16 protein-coding genes are annotated in these 14,613 nt (G+C 59.8%); 11 read left to right on the plus strand and 5 right to left on the minus strand.

Annotated elements, in window-relative coordinates; genetic code table 11:
• Positions 1–303 carry a DUF6476 family protein gene (locus ACR0JN_RS19385; RefSeq protein ID WP_480817897.1) on the minus strand — a complete coding sequence of 101 codons (303 nt, stop codon included), beginning with the start codon at positions 301–303 and terminating at the stop codon, positions 1–3.
• Here ACR0JN_RS19385 and ACR0JN_RS19390 point away from each other — a divergent pair.
• From ACR0JN_RS19390 to ACR0JN_RS19410, 5 genes are all read left to right on the plus strand, one after another.
• Positions 302–1,336 carry an RluA family pseudouridine synthase gene (locus tag ACR0JN_RS19390; protein ID WP_480888151.1) on the plus strand — a complete coding sequence of 345 codons (1,035 nt, stop codon included), beginning with the start codon at positions 302–304 and terminating at the stop codon, positions 1,334–1,336. The two genes, ACR0JN_RS19385 and ACR0JN_RS19390, sit on opposite strands and share 2 nt — an antisense overlap.
• 146 nt (positions 1,337–1,482) lie before the next feature.
• Positions 1,483–2,379 (plus strand): RNA polymerase sigma factor RpoH, encoded by an 897-nt coding sequence (gene rpoH, locus ACR0JN_RS19395; protein ID WP_480888152.1) that lies wholly within the window; start codon positions 1,483–1,485, stop codon positions 2,377–2,379.
• Between the two features lie 164 nt (positions 2,380–2,543).
• Positions 2,544–3,518, plus strand: a complete 975-nt coding sequence (locus ACR0JN_RS19400; RefSeq protein ID WP_480888154.1) for a Gfo/Idh/MocA family protein — start codon at positions 2,544–2,546, stop codon at positions 3,516–3,518.
• Positions 3,519–3,577: 59 nt separating this feature from the next.
• Positions 3,578–3,847 (plus strand): DksA/TraR family C4-type zinc finger protein, encoded by a 270-nt coding sequence (locus ACR0JN_RS19405; RefSeq protein WP_480888155.1) that lies wholly within the window; start codon positions 3,578–3,580, stop codon positions 3,845–3,847.
• A gap of 16 nt (positions 3,848–3,863) precedes the next feature.
• Positions 3,864–4,754, plus strand: coding sequence for a DMT family transporter (locus tag ACR0JN_RS19410; RefSeq protein WP_480888156.1), 891 nt, complete (start codon positions 3,864–3,866; stop codon positions 4,752–4,754).
• Here the strand turns inward: ACR0JN_RS19410 and ACR0JN_RS19415 are convergent, their stop codons facing one another.
• The 3 genes from ACR0JN_RS19415 to ACR0JN_RS19425 all read right to left on the minus strand — a co-directional run bounded on the left by ACR0JN_RS19415 (position 4,755) and on the right by ACR0JN_RS19425 (position 7,924).
• Positions 4,755–6,575, minus strand: a complete 1,821-nt coding sequence (locus tag ACR0JN_RS19415) for a M3 family oligoendopeptidase (RefSeq protein WP_480888157.1) — start codon at positions 6,573–6,575, stop codon at positions 4,755–4,757. It lies immediately after the preceding gene.
• An 81-nt stretch (positions 6,576–6,656) separates the two neighbouring features.
• On the minus strand, positions 6,657–7,634 hold the full coding sequence (locus ACR0JN_RS19420; protein ID WP_480888158.1) for an alpha/beta fold hydrolase: 978 nt from the start codon (positions 7,632–7,634) through the stop codon (positions 6,657–6,659).
• On the minus strand, positions 7,634–7,924 hold the full coding sequence (locus ACR0JN_RS19425; RefSeq protein WP_480610212.1) for an SCP2 sterol-binding domain-containing protein: 291 nt from the start codon (positions 7,922–7,924) through the stop codon (positions 7,634–7,636). Before ACR0JN_RS19425 ends, ACR0JN_RS19420 begins: the two co-directional genes overlap by 1 nt.
• A gap of 71 nt (positions 7,925–7,995) precedes the next feature.
• Here ACR0JN_RS19425 and ACR0JN_RS19430 point away from each other — a divergent pair, with 71 nt between their 5' ends.
• From ACR0JN_RS19430 to ACR0JN_RS19455, 6 genes are all read left to right on the plus strand, one after another.
• The gene (locus ACR0JN_RS19430; RefSeq protein ID WP_480888159.1) at positions 7,996–8,565 is read left to right on the plus strand and encodes a tetratricopeptide repeat protein; all 570 of its coding nucleotides are present in this window, start codon (positions 7,996–7,998) and stop codon (positions 8,563–8,565) included.
• A gap of 21 nt (positions 8,566–8,586) precedes the next feature.
• Positions 8,587–11,391 carry a helicase-related protein gene (locus ACR0JN_RS19435; protein WP_480888160.1) on the plus strand — a complete coding sequence of 935 codons (2,805 nt, stop codon included), beginning with the start codon at positions 8,587–8,589 and terminating at the stop codon, positions 11,389–11,391.
• A gap of 6 nt (positions 11,392–11,397) precedes the next feature.
• Positions 11,398–11,763 carry an RNA-binding S4 domain-containing protein gene (locus ACR0JN_RS19440; RefSeq protein WP_480888163.1) on the plus strand — a complete coding sequence of 122 codons (366 nt, stop codon included), beginning with the start codon at positions 11,398–11,400 and terminating at the stop codon, positions 11,761–11,763.
• A 66-nt stretch (positions 11,764–11,829) separates the two neighbouring features.
• Complete coding sequence (gene fdxA / locus ACR0JN_RS19445) at positions 11,830–12,168, plus strand: ferredoxin FdxA (protein ID WP_480817908.1); 339 nt, start codon at positions 11,830–11,832, stop codon at positions 12,166–12,168.
• A gap of 283 nt (positions 12,169–12,451) precedes the next feature.
• Positions 12,452–12,961 (plus strand): CarD family transcriptional regulator, encoded by a 510-nt coding sequence (locus ACR0JN_RS19450; RefSeq protein ID WP_480610220.1) that lies wholly within the window; start codon positions 12,452–12,454, stop codon positions 12,959–12,961.
• Positions 12,962–13,067: 106 nt separating this feature from the next.
• A complete protein-coding gene (locus tag ACR0JN_RS19455; RefSeq protein ID WP_480888164.1) occupies positions 13,068–13,838 on the plus strand; it encodes an ion channel in 771 nt (256 codons plus the stop codon).
• Here ACR0JN_RS19455 and cobS read toward each other — a convergent pair.
• Complete coding sequence (cobS, locus tag ACR0JN_RS19460; RefSeq protein WP_480888165.1) at positions 13,835–14,596, minus strand: adenosylcobinamide-GDP ribazoletransferase; 762 nt, start codon at positions 14,594–14,596, stop codon at positions 13,835–13,837. The two genes, ACR0JN_RS19455 and cobS, sit on opposite strands and share 4 nt — an antisense overlap.
• Positions 14,597–14,613 lie beyond the last annotated feature (17 nt).

Genomic DNA, 14,613 nt, shown 5'->3' on the forward strand with positions numbered 1-14,613 from the left:
CTATTCGACCGCAACCTCCTGTCGCAGCTTGCCGGTGGTTTTGTCAAAGATCAGAATGCGGTTGTCATCCGTGACCACCGCATACCAGTTGTTTCCAATCGTCAGCGCCTGCGCCCGCGCGCCGTCTGGCAGTTCGATCTGATCGGGCAGGGTGGGGGTGCGGTCCGAAAGCCGGATGACAATCAGCGCGAATGTCACTAGAACCCCGCCAATCATCACCGCGGTCAGTAACATGACCATGCGCCGCAACAGCCGAAGCTGCGGTGTTTCCTGCGGTTCCTGGGGTTCGGAAGGGACAGTCATGAGCACCCGCCAGATTGAGTTTCAGATCGCGGCCGCTCCGCCGCCCCGCCTTGATAAGGCGCTTTCGCGGGATGTACCACCCGAGGAAAACCTGTCGCGCACCCGTCTGGTCCGGTTGATCGAGGACGGTGCGGTGCAAGTGAACGGCGCACAGGCGCGGGACCCGAAATTTAAAGTGGCCGAGGGGGCCGTGGTCCTGATCACGGTGGCCGATGCCGAAGAAAGCCACATCGGCCCCGAGGATATCCCATTGCAGGTCGTCTACGAAGACAACGATCTGATCGTGGTGAACAAGCCTGCGGGTATGGTCGTTCACCCGGCACCAGGCTCGCCCAACGGAACGCTGGTGAATGCGCTGCTGCATCACTGCGGTGATGACCTGTCCGGGGTGGGCGGTGTCAAACGCCCCGGCATTGTGCATCGCATCGACAAGGAAACTTCTGGCCTGCTGGTCGTCGCCAAATCCGATGCTGCGCATCACGGGCTGGCGGCCCAGTTAGAGGCTCACAGCGTTGAACGCTACTACCGGGCGCTGTGCTACGGCGTTCCGGACGCGAACGACCCGCGTTTGCGCGGGGTTAAGGGCGTGAGTTTCGAACCCGGAAACATCATGCGCCTGACCACGCAGTTGGCGCGACATAAGACTGACCGTCAAAGGCAGGCGGTTCTGTTCCACGGCGGACGCCATGCGGTGACACGTGCGCGGGTCGTTGAAACGTTCGGGCAACCGTCCGGGTTGGCGCTGATCGAATGCTGGCTGGAAACCGGGCGCACGCATCAGATTCGGGTTCACATGGCGCATGCAGGGCATGGGCTGGTTGGAGACCCCGTCTATGGCGGCAAGCGCAAATTGTCGGCAAAAGCATTCAGCCCGACTGCAACAGATGCGGTACGCGCTTTCCCGCGTCAGGCGCTGCATGCTGCTGTTTTGGGCTTTGAACATCCCGTGACAGGCGAAAACCTGCGGTTTGAGGCCGATTTGCCGGACGATATGCAAAACCTGATTGCCCGGCTGCACGATCCGCTGACATAATGCGCAAAGTCCTGTGAGTAAGCGTTTCTTATCTTTCCTTTACCAAGGTTTAATTTCAAACTGTTACCAGCACCTCTTGAACGGACAGGGTTCCTTACCCATATCCTATGTTAATAACGTAAACATTTGTCGGAGGGACATCATATATGGCAAACTACGCAAATCTCCCCGCACCGACGCCCGAGGGCGGCCTGAACCGCTATATGCAGGAAATTCGCAAATTTCCCCTGCTGGAGCCGGAAGAAGAATACATGCTGGCCAAGCGCTGGGTCGAAAAACAGGACACCGAGGCGGCGCATAAAATGGTGACATCGCACCTGCGTCTGGCCGCCAAAATCGCCATGGGCTATCGCGGCTACGGTCTGCCGCAGGCCGAGGTGATCTCGGAAGCCAATGTGGGCCTGATGCAGGCGGTCAAACGGTTTGACCCGGAAAAGGGATTCCGTCTGGCGACCTATGCGATGTGGTGGATTCGCGCCTCGATCCAGGAATACATCCTGCGGTCGTGGTCTTTGGTGAAGCTGGGCACGACCTCGGCGCAGAAGAAGCTTTTTTTCAACCTGCGCAAAGCCAAGGCACGCATCGGTGCCTTGGAAGAAGGTGACCTGCGCCCGGAAAACGTCACGCAGATCGCGAATGATCTGGGTGTGACCGAAGAAGAAGTGATCAGCATGAACCGCCGGATGTCCGGTGGCGATGCCTCACTGAACGCCACGGTCGGGTCCGAAGGCGAAGGCACAATGCAATGGCAGGATTGGCTGGAAGACGAAGATGCCGATCAGGCCGGTGACTATGAAGCCCGCGATGAGTTGGAAGCGCGGCGTGAGCTGTTGGCGGCCGCTTTGGATGTGCTGAATGACCGGGAAAAGGACATTCTGACCCAGCGCCGCCTGATGGATCAGCCCGTCACGCTCGAGGAACTGAGCACGCAATATCACGTCAGCCGCGAGCGTATTCGCCAGATTGAGGTGCGTGCTTTCGAGAAGCTGCAGAAAAAGATGCGTGAGCTTGCGCGCGAAAAAGGCATGCTGGGCGCTGCCTGACTGGCCTGTTTTCCCAATCATCAAACCGGTCTGATCCTCGTCAGGCCGGTTTTCTCGCGTATAGGTGACTGTGACAGGCATGACAGACGGGCCCGCTCTTGGTAAAACGCTGGAAATCCGATAGCGCTAACGACGTGCGCAGCCAGCACAACAGAGGGACGATCATGCAAAAACCGGTTCAGTGGGGCATCCTTGGGGCCTCGAAATTCGCGCGCGAGCAAATGGCACCCGCCATCCACGCGGCCCACGGTGCCCGTTTGGCCGGGCTTGCCGCGTCCGACCCGGCCAAGGCCGAACCATTTCTGCAGTTTTGTCCGGATTTGGATGTCTATGACAGCTATGACGCGCTGCTGGCCGACCCGGCAATCGACGCGGTCTATATCCCGCTGCCCAACCATCTGCATGTGGAATGGAGCTTGAAAGCGCTGGATGCGGGAAAGCACGTGCTGTGCGAAAAACCGATGACGATGCGTGCGGATGAATTTGACGCCCTGATCGCCAAGCGAGATCAAACCGGTCTGCTGGCGGCTGAGGCGTATATGATCGTGCACCACCCCCAATGGCAACTGGCGCGCAAGCTGATTGCTGATGGGGCCATTGGCAAGCTGGTGCATGTGACCGGCGTGTTCAGCTATGACAACCGTGCGGATACGGGCAACATCCGCAACCGCCCGGAAACCGGCGGTGGCGGTCTGCGTGATATCGGCGTCTATGTGATCGGCAGCGCAAGGTTCGCAACGGGGCAAGAGCCTGCCCAAGTCACCGGCGCAATCCGGTGGGAGAATGATGTGGACGTGTTTACCGAAATCCGGGCGCGGTTCCCCGATTTTACCTATTCGGCTTACGTCTCGACCCGGATGCACCCGCATCAGGAGATGGAGTTTCACGGCGAAGGCGGCGTGATCCGCCTGACCGCGCCCTTCAACGCGCGTGTCTTTGGCGAGGCGCGGGTGGAACTGCACCGTCCGGGGCTAGAACTGCAGGTCACACGTTTTCCGGGCGACGACCATTATAAGCTGCAGGTCGAAGCTTTCTGCCAGTCTGTCCGCGAGGGCGTCGATTACCCGTGCCCGCTGGAATTTACACGGGGGACGCAGGATATGATTGACCGCGTGTTCGACGGCGCGGTTTCGCTGTAACTTGCCCGATCCCGTTCGACCTGTGTATCCTGTCCGCCACCGATGCAAGGAGACAAGGCATGGCGGGCGGATGGGCGCGTGATGGCGCGGTAAGCGAACAGATCGAGGCGTCGATTTCGGACGAACTGGCGCGGATGCAGGCGCAGAAGCGACCCGTTGGCGAAAGCCTGACCCATTGTGCGGAATGCGAGGAACCCATTCCCGAAAAGCGCCGCATGGCCCTGCCGGGCGTGAAGCTGTGCCTGGATTGCCAGCAAGAGCGTGACGGGGCGTTCAAGGCGCGTTCAGGTATCAATCGGCGCGGATCGAAGGATAGCCAGCTTAAGTGAACGGCTGAGGGGCGTCGTGACACAGAACTCCGCAAAACGTGCGCCGCTTCTGCAGAACGGATTGGTTCTGGGATTTGTTGCGGCGTTTTTGTGGGGGACACATTCGGTCATTGTTCGGTATCTGACCGGTGATCTGGGCGGAATGCAGATCGCCGTGACCCGCTTGTTTATCGCGGCTTTGGCGATCTTCTGTATGCTGCGCGTGTTGCGCGCGCCGGTCTCCGTTCAGTTTCGGGATGGCAATTTTCGCCTCGCGGTTTTGGCGACCGTTGTGAACTATGTGCTGTTCCATATCGGGCTGGAACATACCGGTGCGGCCAACGCTATGGTGCTGGAAAACACGGCCCCGTTTTTCGTGCTTCTGTTCCTCTATTTTTTTGCTGATACGTCCGTCACACGGATCGAAGTGCTGGCAACCGTGCTGGCTATCTTCGGCGTTTTCCTGACCGTTTTCAGAGACTTCCAGGGTGGAGGTGAACCGCTTTTCGGTGACCTTTTAGAGATCGGCGCGGGCTTCAGCTGGGCCGCGTTCCTGATTGCCAGCAGCCGGGCGATGAAGGCTTCGCAATCAACGGCGGAGCGGCTGAACTTCCTGTTCGGCATTTTCCTGTGCTCAGGCGTTCTGTTGGTACCATTGGCGCTGTTTTCCATGCAGATGCCAACGGCCAAGGACGTCGTGTTTCTGCTGCTTCTGGGAATCCTGCCGACCGCGCTGGCCTATTACCTGTGGTACGAGGCCGCTGCGCGTGTCTCGACCCTGACCGCGACGTTGATGTTCGCGGCGTCGGTGGTGTTCACCTTTATCAACTCGGCGCTGTTTCTGGGGGCCGCAATCACGCCGGTTGCGGCCTTGGGGGCGGCGCTGATCGTGGTCGCCGTGTTCCTGACGACCAAAAGCCAGAAGTGATCAGCCTTCCATTGCTTCCAATTCGTCAATAAAGCCCGAGATCATCGACAGGCCCTTGTCCCAGAATTTGGGATCGCTGGCATCCAGGCCGAAGGGGGCCAGAAGTTCCTTATGGTGCTTGGAACCACCGGCGCGCAGCATGTCGAAATACTTGTCCTCGAACCCGTCTGCGCCGCTTTCGTAAACGGAATAAAGCGCGTTCACGAGGCCATCGCCGAAGGCATAGGCGTAGACGTAGAAGGGCGAGTGGACGAAGTGGGGGATATAGGCCCAGAACGTCTCGTACCCCTCCATGAATTCGAATGCGGGGCCAAGGCTTTCGGCCTGAACACTCATCCACAGCGCGTTTATGTCGTCGGGGGTCAGTTCGCCTTCACGACGGGCGGCGTGCAGCTTGCATTCGAAGTCATAGAACGCGATCTGGCGGACGACCGTGTTGATCATGTCCTCGACCTTGCCGGCCAGCAGCACCTTGCGCTGTTCCGGGGTTTCGGCCTGTTCCAGCATTTTACGGAAGGTCAGCATTTCGCCAAAGACTGACGCCGTCTCGGCCAGTGTCAGAGGCGTCGATGACAGCATCTCACCCTGATCGGCGGCCAGCACCTGATGCACGCCGTGGCCCAATTCATGCGCCAGGGTCATCACATCGCGTGGCTTGCCCAGATAGTTGAGCATGACATAGGGGTGAACGTCGGTGACGGTTGGATGCGCAAACGCGCCCGGAGCCTTGCCGGGTTTCACGGCGGCATCAATCCAGCCCTTGGTGAAGAACGGCGTTGCGATTTCGCCCATACGCGGATCGAAGGCATTGTAGGCGTCCATCACCGTTTTCTCGGCTTCGGTCCAATTGACGACGCGAGTGTCTTCCATCGGCAGGGGCGCGTTGCGGTCCCAGACCTGCATGACGTCAAGACCCAGCCATTTGCGCTTTAGCTCATAGTAGCGATGGCTCAGCTTGGGGTAGGCGGCGACAACGGCTTTACGCAGAGCCTCGACCACTTCGGGCTCGACGTCGTTCGACAGGTGGCGACCGGTCTGCGCCGTCGGCATGTTGCGCCAGCGATCGACGATTTCTTTTTCCTTGGCTTGCGTGTTGTGGACGCGGGCAAAGGTTTTGACGTTGTCCTGAAACACGCTGGCCAGTTCGCGCGCGGCGGCCTCACGCTTGCTGCGATCCTGTTCGGTCAGCAAGTTCAGCGTGCCTTCGATGTTCAACTCCTGATCGTCAACGGTAAAGGTCAGCCCCGCGATGGTTTCGTCGAACAGGCGTTCCCAAGCATCCCCGACGACGCCGAGGTCGTGCAGGAATTTCTCTAACTCGTCAGATAGTTGATAAGGTTTCATCGCGCGGATGCGGCGGAAAACAGGCTCATAGCGGGCAAGGTCCGCGTTCGCGTCTAAATGCGACTTCAGTACATCGTCGTCGATCCGGTTGATCTCGAGCGTGAAGAACACCAAGGGAGTGGTGAAGATGGTGATCTTTTCCTGCATGTCGGACAGGAACTTGGCGCGCTCGGCATCCGTGGTCAGTTGATAGTAGCGCAGACCGGCGAAAGACATGATCCGCCCGGCGATGGCGTTGATCTTTTCATTGCGCTGAACGCATGTCAGCAGGCCCGCCGCATCCAAATCGGCCAGCTTGCCTTCGTAGTCTGAGGCGAAGGATGCGCACTCACCCTCAAGCCACTCCAGATCGCGCGAGATTTCAGGTGCGTCTTCCCCGGTGTAGAGATCGCTCAGATCCCATTCCGGCAGGTTGCCCAGATTGTCGGCACCGCCGACGGCGTTTGCATCACGGACGGGAAAGGGAAGGTCGCGCATGGATCACCTTTTGAAGATTGTTTGGCAAACATCTAGGGCTGGCGCGCCCGGATCACAAGCGGTCAGAGCCCATCGCGTGGATCAACGCGACAGGGCAGGCTCGGGCGCGCCGTTGGATTGGTTGGCCAGAAAATGCGCTGCCAACTGGTCAAGCACTGGTCCACGAACGTCGGGTCCCTCCATCAGTACCTCGTGTTCGCCATCGGGAATCTCGACCAGCTTGCCCTTGGGCCAACTGGCCATGCGCGCCCGGATCGCCTTGCGGTCCACGATCTGTTCGTGACTGCCCATGAAGGTCAGGCAAGGGGTGTCGGGTGCAGGCTGTTCGATCAACCAGGCACATTCGTCCAGAGATTCGCGCAGCCACAGGTTCGACGGCGCGCCAAGAGCCAGTTCGGGATGGGCAGTCAGCTGATCCTGCATCATCCTGTACATTTCAGGATCACGGGTCAGCACATTGCCGTCAAAGGGCTGCGACAGGACATAGCTTTCCAGCGTCGTTGTCGGGGGCGTCCATTGCCCCATACCCAGCGCCGTGCCCCAATAGGCCGTTACCCGGCTGAGCGGTTTCATGATCGGGGTGAAGAAAATACCCCACATCGGGCCGGTAAAGGCGCAAGCCGCGAAGCATTTGTGTTCAATCACCGCCCGCAGACCGATAGCGCCGCCCATCGAATGCCCGACGACATACCACGGCTGGGGCAGGTCAAGTTCGGTGGCCAGATCGAGCACTGCCTGAACATCGCGCTGATAGTCGGGGAAGTGATCGACATGGCCGATACGCGGATCATCCAGCAGCCGGTCCGCCAGACCCTGTCCGCGCCAGTCGACGGCCAGCGTCGCAAACCCACGCTTCACGAATTCGGCGGCCGTGCTGCCGTATTTCTCAACGTATTCCGTGCGACCGGGAAACAGCATCACCGTGCCGTTCCCCGCACTCTCGGGCAACCAGTGGCCCACGCGAATGCGTTTGTCGTCCGAGGTGCGCAGCCAATGCGCTGCGCCCCCGGCGGGGCCGCCGGCAATGGCTTCGAACAAGGGGGCCGGCGACAGGTCCATCAGGCCAGCACCGAGGCGAGCTTCATGGCGATCCCCATGTCTCCGTCCACGCTCAGCTTGCCGGACATGAACGCGCCCGTTGGGTTCATCTCTCCGCTCAGGATTTGCTCGAACGTGTCCGCGTCCGCGCTCAGAGTCACGTCGGCCTCGTCGTCGCTGACGCGTGCGCCGTCGGCATCCAGCACGATATTGCCCAGATCGGTAATGGCAAACCGGGCTGACGCGTCGAACGCGCCGCTTTCGAGTTTTTCGTTCAGCGCAGCCGCCGCCTTTTCAAGAGTCACGCTCATGGTCTTCCTCACAGTTGTTTCTTGCGTCGTGAATGGACATCCTCTGTCTCGACGCTAAAGTGATGCTTGTTATGAGCATTGCAAGCACCAATCTCAAAGGTATCGTTGCGGCAACCGCAGTCCTAGTCATGTTTTCCACCAGTTGCATCGCGCAAGAGGCGGATTCCCGGGATGAGGGTGCGCTGTTGCAGCAATTGCAGGAATCGACCCCCGAACAGGCCATCGGAATCGAACGGCAGTTGAAAGCACTGTGGTCACTGTCAGGCTCGGCCTCGGCGGATTTGCTGCTGGAGCGCGGGCGCGAGGCGATGGAAGACGGCGATATGGACGCGGCGCTGGATCACTTTACTGCGCTTACGGATCACGCCCCGGATTTCGCCGAAGGATGGCACGCGCGGGCCTCGGTGTTTTTTGGGATCGAACGGTTCGGTATGGCCGCTGCCGATCTGGAATATGCGCTGACCCTGAACCCGAATAATTTTGAGGCGATCTATGGTCTGGGCCTGATATTCGAAATTCTGGACAAGCCCGAGCAGGCGTATGGTGCCTATGAGCGCGCACTGGCTATACATCCCCACTATGAAGAAGTAACCAATGCCGTGAATCGACTGAAGCCTCAGGTCGAGGGCGCTGCGCTCTAAGATCAGGGGCAGGGGGCAAAGGTGAGCGGGTCATCCCGAATCGTGGCCATACTTGGCCCGACCAACACAGGTAAAACTCATTACGCGATTGAGCGGATGCTGGGGTATCGGACCGGCGTGATCGGCCTGCCGCTGCGCCTGCTGGCGCGCGAGGTCTATGACAAGATCGTCGCCATCCGTGGCCCGTCGGTCGTGGCGCTGGTTACCGGTGAAGAATGCATTGTACCGCCGCGCACGCAGTACTGGGTCTGCACGGTCGAGGCGATGCCCGAGGGCATGGGCGCGGATTTCGTTGCCATTGACGAAATCCAGCTGTGTGCGGACCCCGAACGCGGCCACGTGTTCACCGACCGCCTGCTGCGTATGCGCGGCACGCATGAGACGCTGTTTCTGGGCTCGGACACCATGCGCGGTTCGATTGCCGCATTGGTGCCCGAGGCGCAGTTCGTCCGGCGCGAGCGGATGTCTCAACTGGTCTATTCGGGCTCCAAGAAGATCAGCCGGATGCCCGCACGCAGCGCCATCGTCGGCTTCTCGGTCGATAACGTCTATGCCATTGCCGAGCTGTTGCGTCGGCAAAAGGGCGGGGCGGCTGTGGTCATGGGCGCGCTCAGCCCGCGCACCCGCAACGCGCAGGTCGATCTCTATCAGAATGGCGAGGTCGACTATCTGGTTGCCACCGACGCCATCGGCATGGGCCTGAACCTTGATGTGGACCATGTGGCGTTTTCATCGCTGACCAAGTTCGACGGGCGGCGGATGCGCGCGTTGGCCCCCAACGAACTGGCGCAAATCGCCGGGCGCGCCGGGCGCGGCATGTCGGATGGCACCTTCGGCGTGACCGGAGAAGCTCCTCCGCTGGATGAAGGTACGGCGCAAGCGATCATGGACAGCCGCTTTATGCCGATGAAAAAGCTGAACTGGCGGAATGCCGCTTTGCGGTTCGGTTCGGTTGACGCGCTGATAGACTCGTTAGAGGTCAGCCCGAGCGACGAACATCTGACCAAAGCGCGGCCCGCCGATGACCTGAACGCGCTGAAATCGCTCTCGCAAGTGACCGAAGTGATGGCCCGCGCGAGCGACCCGCAATCGGTCCGATTGCTGTGGGATGTCTGCCGAATCCCTGATTTTCGCGGCATCAGCCACGCTGAGCATACTGGCCTGCTTGACGTCATCTATGGCCACCTGCATGAACGTGGATCGATCCCCGACGACTTCATGGCGCGGCAAATCCGCCGAATTGACCGAACGGATGGGGATATTGATGCGCTGTCCAAACGGCTGGCATATATTCGCACCTGGACATATGTTGCGCAGCGAAATGGCTGGGTGCGTGACGAATCCCATTGGCGCGAGGAAACGCGCACTGTAGAAGACAGGCTGTCGGACGCTCTGCATGACCGTTTGACCCAACGATTTGTGGACCGGCGCACATCCGTGTTGCTGCGCCGGCTCAAACAGAAGGAGGCCCTTTTGGCCGAAGTAAATGACAAGGGTGAAGTGACCGTCGAAGGCGAATTCGTCGGTCGTCTGGAAGGGTTCCGGTTTATCCCGGACAAAGCCGCGCAGGGGACCGAGGCGAAAGCCTTGAAATCCGCGTCTTTGCAAGCACTCGCGCCGCAATTCCATCTGCGTGCCGACCGCTTCTATAACGCGCCCGATACCGAAATTGATTTCACCGATCAGGGTGGCCTGATGTGGGGCGAATATGCCGTCGGCAAGCTGGTTGCCGGGGCAGAACCGCTCAAGCCGCTGGTCGAGGTTTTTGTGGATGAAGCCGCAGGGCCGGACGTCGAACAGAAGGTGCAGCGTCGCCTGCAGCATTTCATCGACCGCAAGGTGGCTGCCCTGTTCGAGCCGCTGTTGAACCTGTCGCGCGACGAGGAACTGACCGGTCTGGCCAAGGGCTTTGCCTTCCGCATGGTCGAGGCGCTGGGCGTGCTGCCCCGCGCGCAGGTCGCGCAAGAGGTAAAGGATCTGGATCAGGACGCCCGCGGCGCGCTGCGCAAGCATGGCATCCGGTTCGGCCAGTTCACCATCTTCATGCCGCTGCTGTTGAAACCCGCGCCGACGCGTCTGCGTCTGGTGTTGTGGGCGCTGTCGGGCGGTCTGCAAGAATTCCCCGAGGCACCGCCTCCGGGTCTTGTCACCGTGCCTGTCGCCAAGGATGCGCCGCAGGGCTATGACACCATGTGCGGCTACCGCGATGCCGGTGAGCGCTCGATCCGCATCGACATGCTGGAACGTCTGGCCGACATGCTGCGCGCCGAAGACAGCCGGGGCGGGTTCGAGGCCAAGGCCGGCATGCTTTCGATCACTGGCATGACGCTGGAACAGTTCGCCGACCTGATGCAGGGCTTGGGCTACAAGGCCGAGCGTGGTGAGCGCGAAAAGGTCAAGGCCGCACCGGTCGAACAGCCCGCCGCAGAAGCGCCCGAGCAACCTGCCGCCGAAGAAACTCCGGCAGACGCGGTTGCGACGGAGGAGGAGAGCGCACCCGCCGAGGCGTCAGCCGAGGCCACCGAAAGCACCGAGGCGGCAGCCGAGGCCCCCGCAACGGAACCTGCATCGGACGAACCCGAGGTCGAGGTGTTCTATACCTTCACATGGGGTCGCCAGCGCCAGCAAAACCGTGGCCCGCGCCGTGAACAAGGGCAGGGCAGAGGCAAGCCGCGGGGGAAACCTCAGGGTAAGCCGCAGGGTAAGAAGGGCGGCAAACCTCAGGGTGCCAAGTCGTTCTCGTCGCGGCCTCCGAAGAAGGAAAAGGCCATCGATCCCGACAACCCATTTGCCGCCGCGCTGATGGGTCTGAAGGACGGCAACTAAAAGCCGATGGCCGAGGCCAAGCTGCGGATCGACAAATGGTTGTGGCAGGCGCGGTTCTTCAAGACCCGTAGCCTGGCCGCCAAACAGGTCAGCGGCGGCCATGTCCGGCTAAACGGAAACCGGGTGCTGAAACCGGCGCAGGCGGTGGCCCCCGGCGACGTTCTGACCTTTCCACAGGGCCGGATCGTTCGTGTTGTTCGCATCGAAGCATTGGGCGAACGGCGCGGTCCAGCCCCTGAGGCGCAGGCGTTGTACTTCGATATGACCGAAAAGCAGGACGCAGCGCCCAAGAATCCCGGTTTTGAGGGAAAAGGTCGTCCGACCAAGAAAGAACGGCGTGCGCTTGATCTTTCTCGCACCCCAAAGGGGTGATCTTCTCTTGAAGAGGCGGGCAGACTGAATTAGCTAAACGCCCAAAGCGCAAACGGGAAATCCAAAATGACCTATGTTGTCACCGAAAACTGCATTGGCTGCAAATACACCGACTGTGTCGAGGTATGCCCGGTGGACTGTTTCTACGAAGGCGAGAACACGCTGGTCATCCATCCCGATGAATGCATCGACTGCGGCGTCTGCGAACCCGAATGCCCCGCCGACGCGATCCGCCCCGACACCGAGCCGGGGATGGAGCAGTGGGTCGAGTTCAACCGGAAATACTCGGAAATGTGGCCGGTGATCATCACCAAGAAAGACCCCTTGCCCGAAGCCGAGGAACGCGATGGTGAAGAAGGCAAGATGGAGAAGTATTTCTCGGAAGCGCCGGGCGAAGGCGGGTAAGCGATTCGCACCTAAATTTTAAAGTGAAATTTGAGCGATGCGTGGCCAGAACATTGAAAACGCTTAATATTCACCCATCTGCGAAAGTGCGAACTTTCAGGTGTCGTATTTTTGTGATATAATGACTCTCACATGATGACCAAAATTGGGATGCACTCCGTAAGTATGCTCACTTTGGAGTTCTGAATTTGTGACAATACCACCGCCTGACGGGGCTGAAAAAGTCCCCGCACGTGGTGTTTTTGTCGCCTGCGTTCCAAACTGTAACCAAGGATAAAACTGAATGACAAAGTCGAAAAAGCTTGAGTTCCGCCCGAACGACTATGTTGTCTACCCCGCTCATGGCGTGGGTCAGATCATCTCGATCGAAGAACAGGACGTCGCGGGATTCACGCTCGAGCTGTTTGTCATCTCATTCGAGAAAGACAAAATGACCCTGCGCGTGCCGACCAACAAGGTGACCGAAAGCGGCCTGCGCTCGCTCAGCTCGCCGGATGTGATCAGCCAGGCGATGAAGACGCTGAAGGGCAAGGCCAAGGTCAAACGCGCCATGTGGTCGCGCCGGGCGCAGGAATATGAACAAAAGATCAACTCGGGCGATCTGATCTCGATCGCCGAAGTTGTGCGCGACCTGCACCGCACCGACGACCAGCGCGAGCAGAGCTATTCCGAGCGTCAGCTTTACGAAGCCGCGCTGGAACGCCTGACCCGCGAAGTTGCCGCCGTGTCCGGCGCGGGCGAGATTTCGGCCGCCAAGCAGGTGGATGAGGTTCTGACCTCTCGCGCCGCTTAAGAGCGACCGCTTTGTATCAAGGGCCGTCCCCTGCGGGGCGGCCCTTTTTCGTGGCTTGGTGAAACCCGCATTTGGCGCTAATTTTCCTGTAGCCAAAGGCGGATACATGGCCAGGATAAAGCAAACCGTCAAGTTTCTGTACGTCGCGCATGAACCGGTTTCGGTCAGGTTCCGCTATGGGCTGATCCTGTTTGATGCGGTGACGATTGTGTTTTTCGTCGCCACGGCGAATATTCCACATGGTCCGGGGATCACTCTTGCCAGCCTTTGTATCGGGGCCTTGATCCTGCTGGATTTCTCAGCCCGCATGTGGATCGCGAGAGATCGCTGGAAGCTATTACGGCAGATTTACACGCTGGCGGATATCGTGGTGATCGCCTCGCTGATCCTCGATCCGTTTTTGACCGGGAGTCTTGCGTTTCTGCGCATCCTGCGGGCCTTGCGCCTGATCCACTCCTACCACCTGCTCAGAGATCTGCGGCGGGACAGCAGCTTTTTCCGAACCCACGAAGACGCGGTGATCGCGGCGATCAATCTGTTGGTGTTTGTCTTTGCAACCTCGACGGCGGTTCTGGTGTTCTTCGTTCCGGAAGACAGCCAAACGCCCTATATCGACGCGTTGTACTTCACGATGGCAACACTTACGACGACAGGGTTCGGAGACATAACTCTGGCTTCCCCCGCAGGTAAGCTGTTTTCCGTCTTTATTATGGTGGTCGGTGTCGCCCTGTTCGTGCGGCTGGCACAGGCGATCTTCATGCCGCAGAAAGTGCGCCATAAGTGCCCAAGCTGCGGGTTGTATCGGCACGACCCGGACGCCGTGCATTGCAAGCATTGCGGGGGCACTCTGCGGATTGAGACGGGCGGGGCGTCCTAAATCTGGGCGCTGATGGCCAGCAGAAAGGCGATCTCGGCCAGTTGCTGCGCGGCGCCTAGGATGTCTCCGGTCTGACCGCCGATTTTCTTTCGTGCGACCCATGTCAGGATGCCAACGGCTAATGTGGCGGCAAGTGCTGCTTTCACGGTCAGAGTTCCGCAAAGAATAGCTGCGATCAAGACAGCCAACCCCAGTGAAACGCCAACCGAAGCCCAGCCCGGAGTGCCGACAGAATGGCTCAGGCCCGAATTGCGGGCATTCGGCAAAGACGTCATCAAAACCGGCATCAGGGCCCGAGAAAACACACAAGCCGCCATAACCGCCAAAATCGGTCCGGTCGCCAAGACCGCAGCAATGGCGGCGGCGCGGAGAAGCTGCGAGACCAGAAGGGCAAGCACGCCATAGGTTCCGATGTGGCTGTCCTTCATGATTTCTAACCGGCGTTCGGGGGTGAACCCGCCCCAAAGGCCGTCGAACGTGTCGGCCAGCCCGTCCTCGTGCATCGCGCCGGTTGTTGCGATCAGTACGGCAACCACCAGAACCGCAGCCGCCAACGGCGACAGATAGGTATTGGCCAGCCAGCCAATCAGGCAGGCCAACCCGCCCACAACCAAGCCCACCACTGGAAAAGCCCAGACCGCCTGCGCCTGCCGGGCAAAGACCCGCTCGGGCAGCTGGGGCAGGGGCAGGCGGGTCAGCAGAACCAGCGCCAGCGGGATGTCCCACGCGGAAAAGGGTTTGGTGTCGTTTTTATGCACTCCCGCGCCTTTCGGGG

Source organism: Ruegeria sp. G12 (assembly GCF_056533565.1).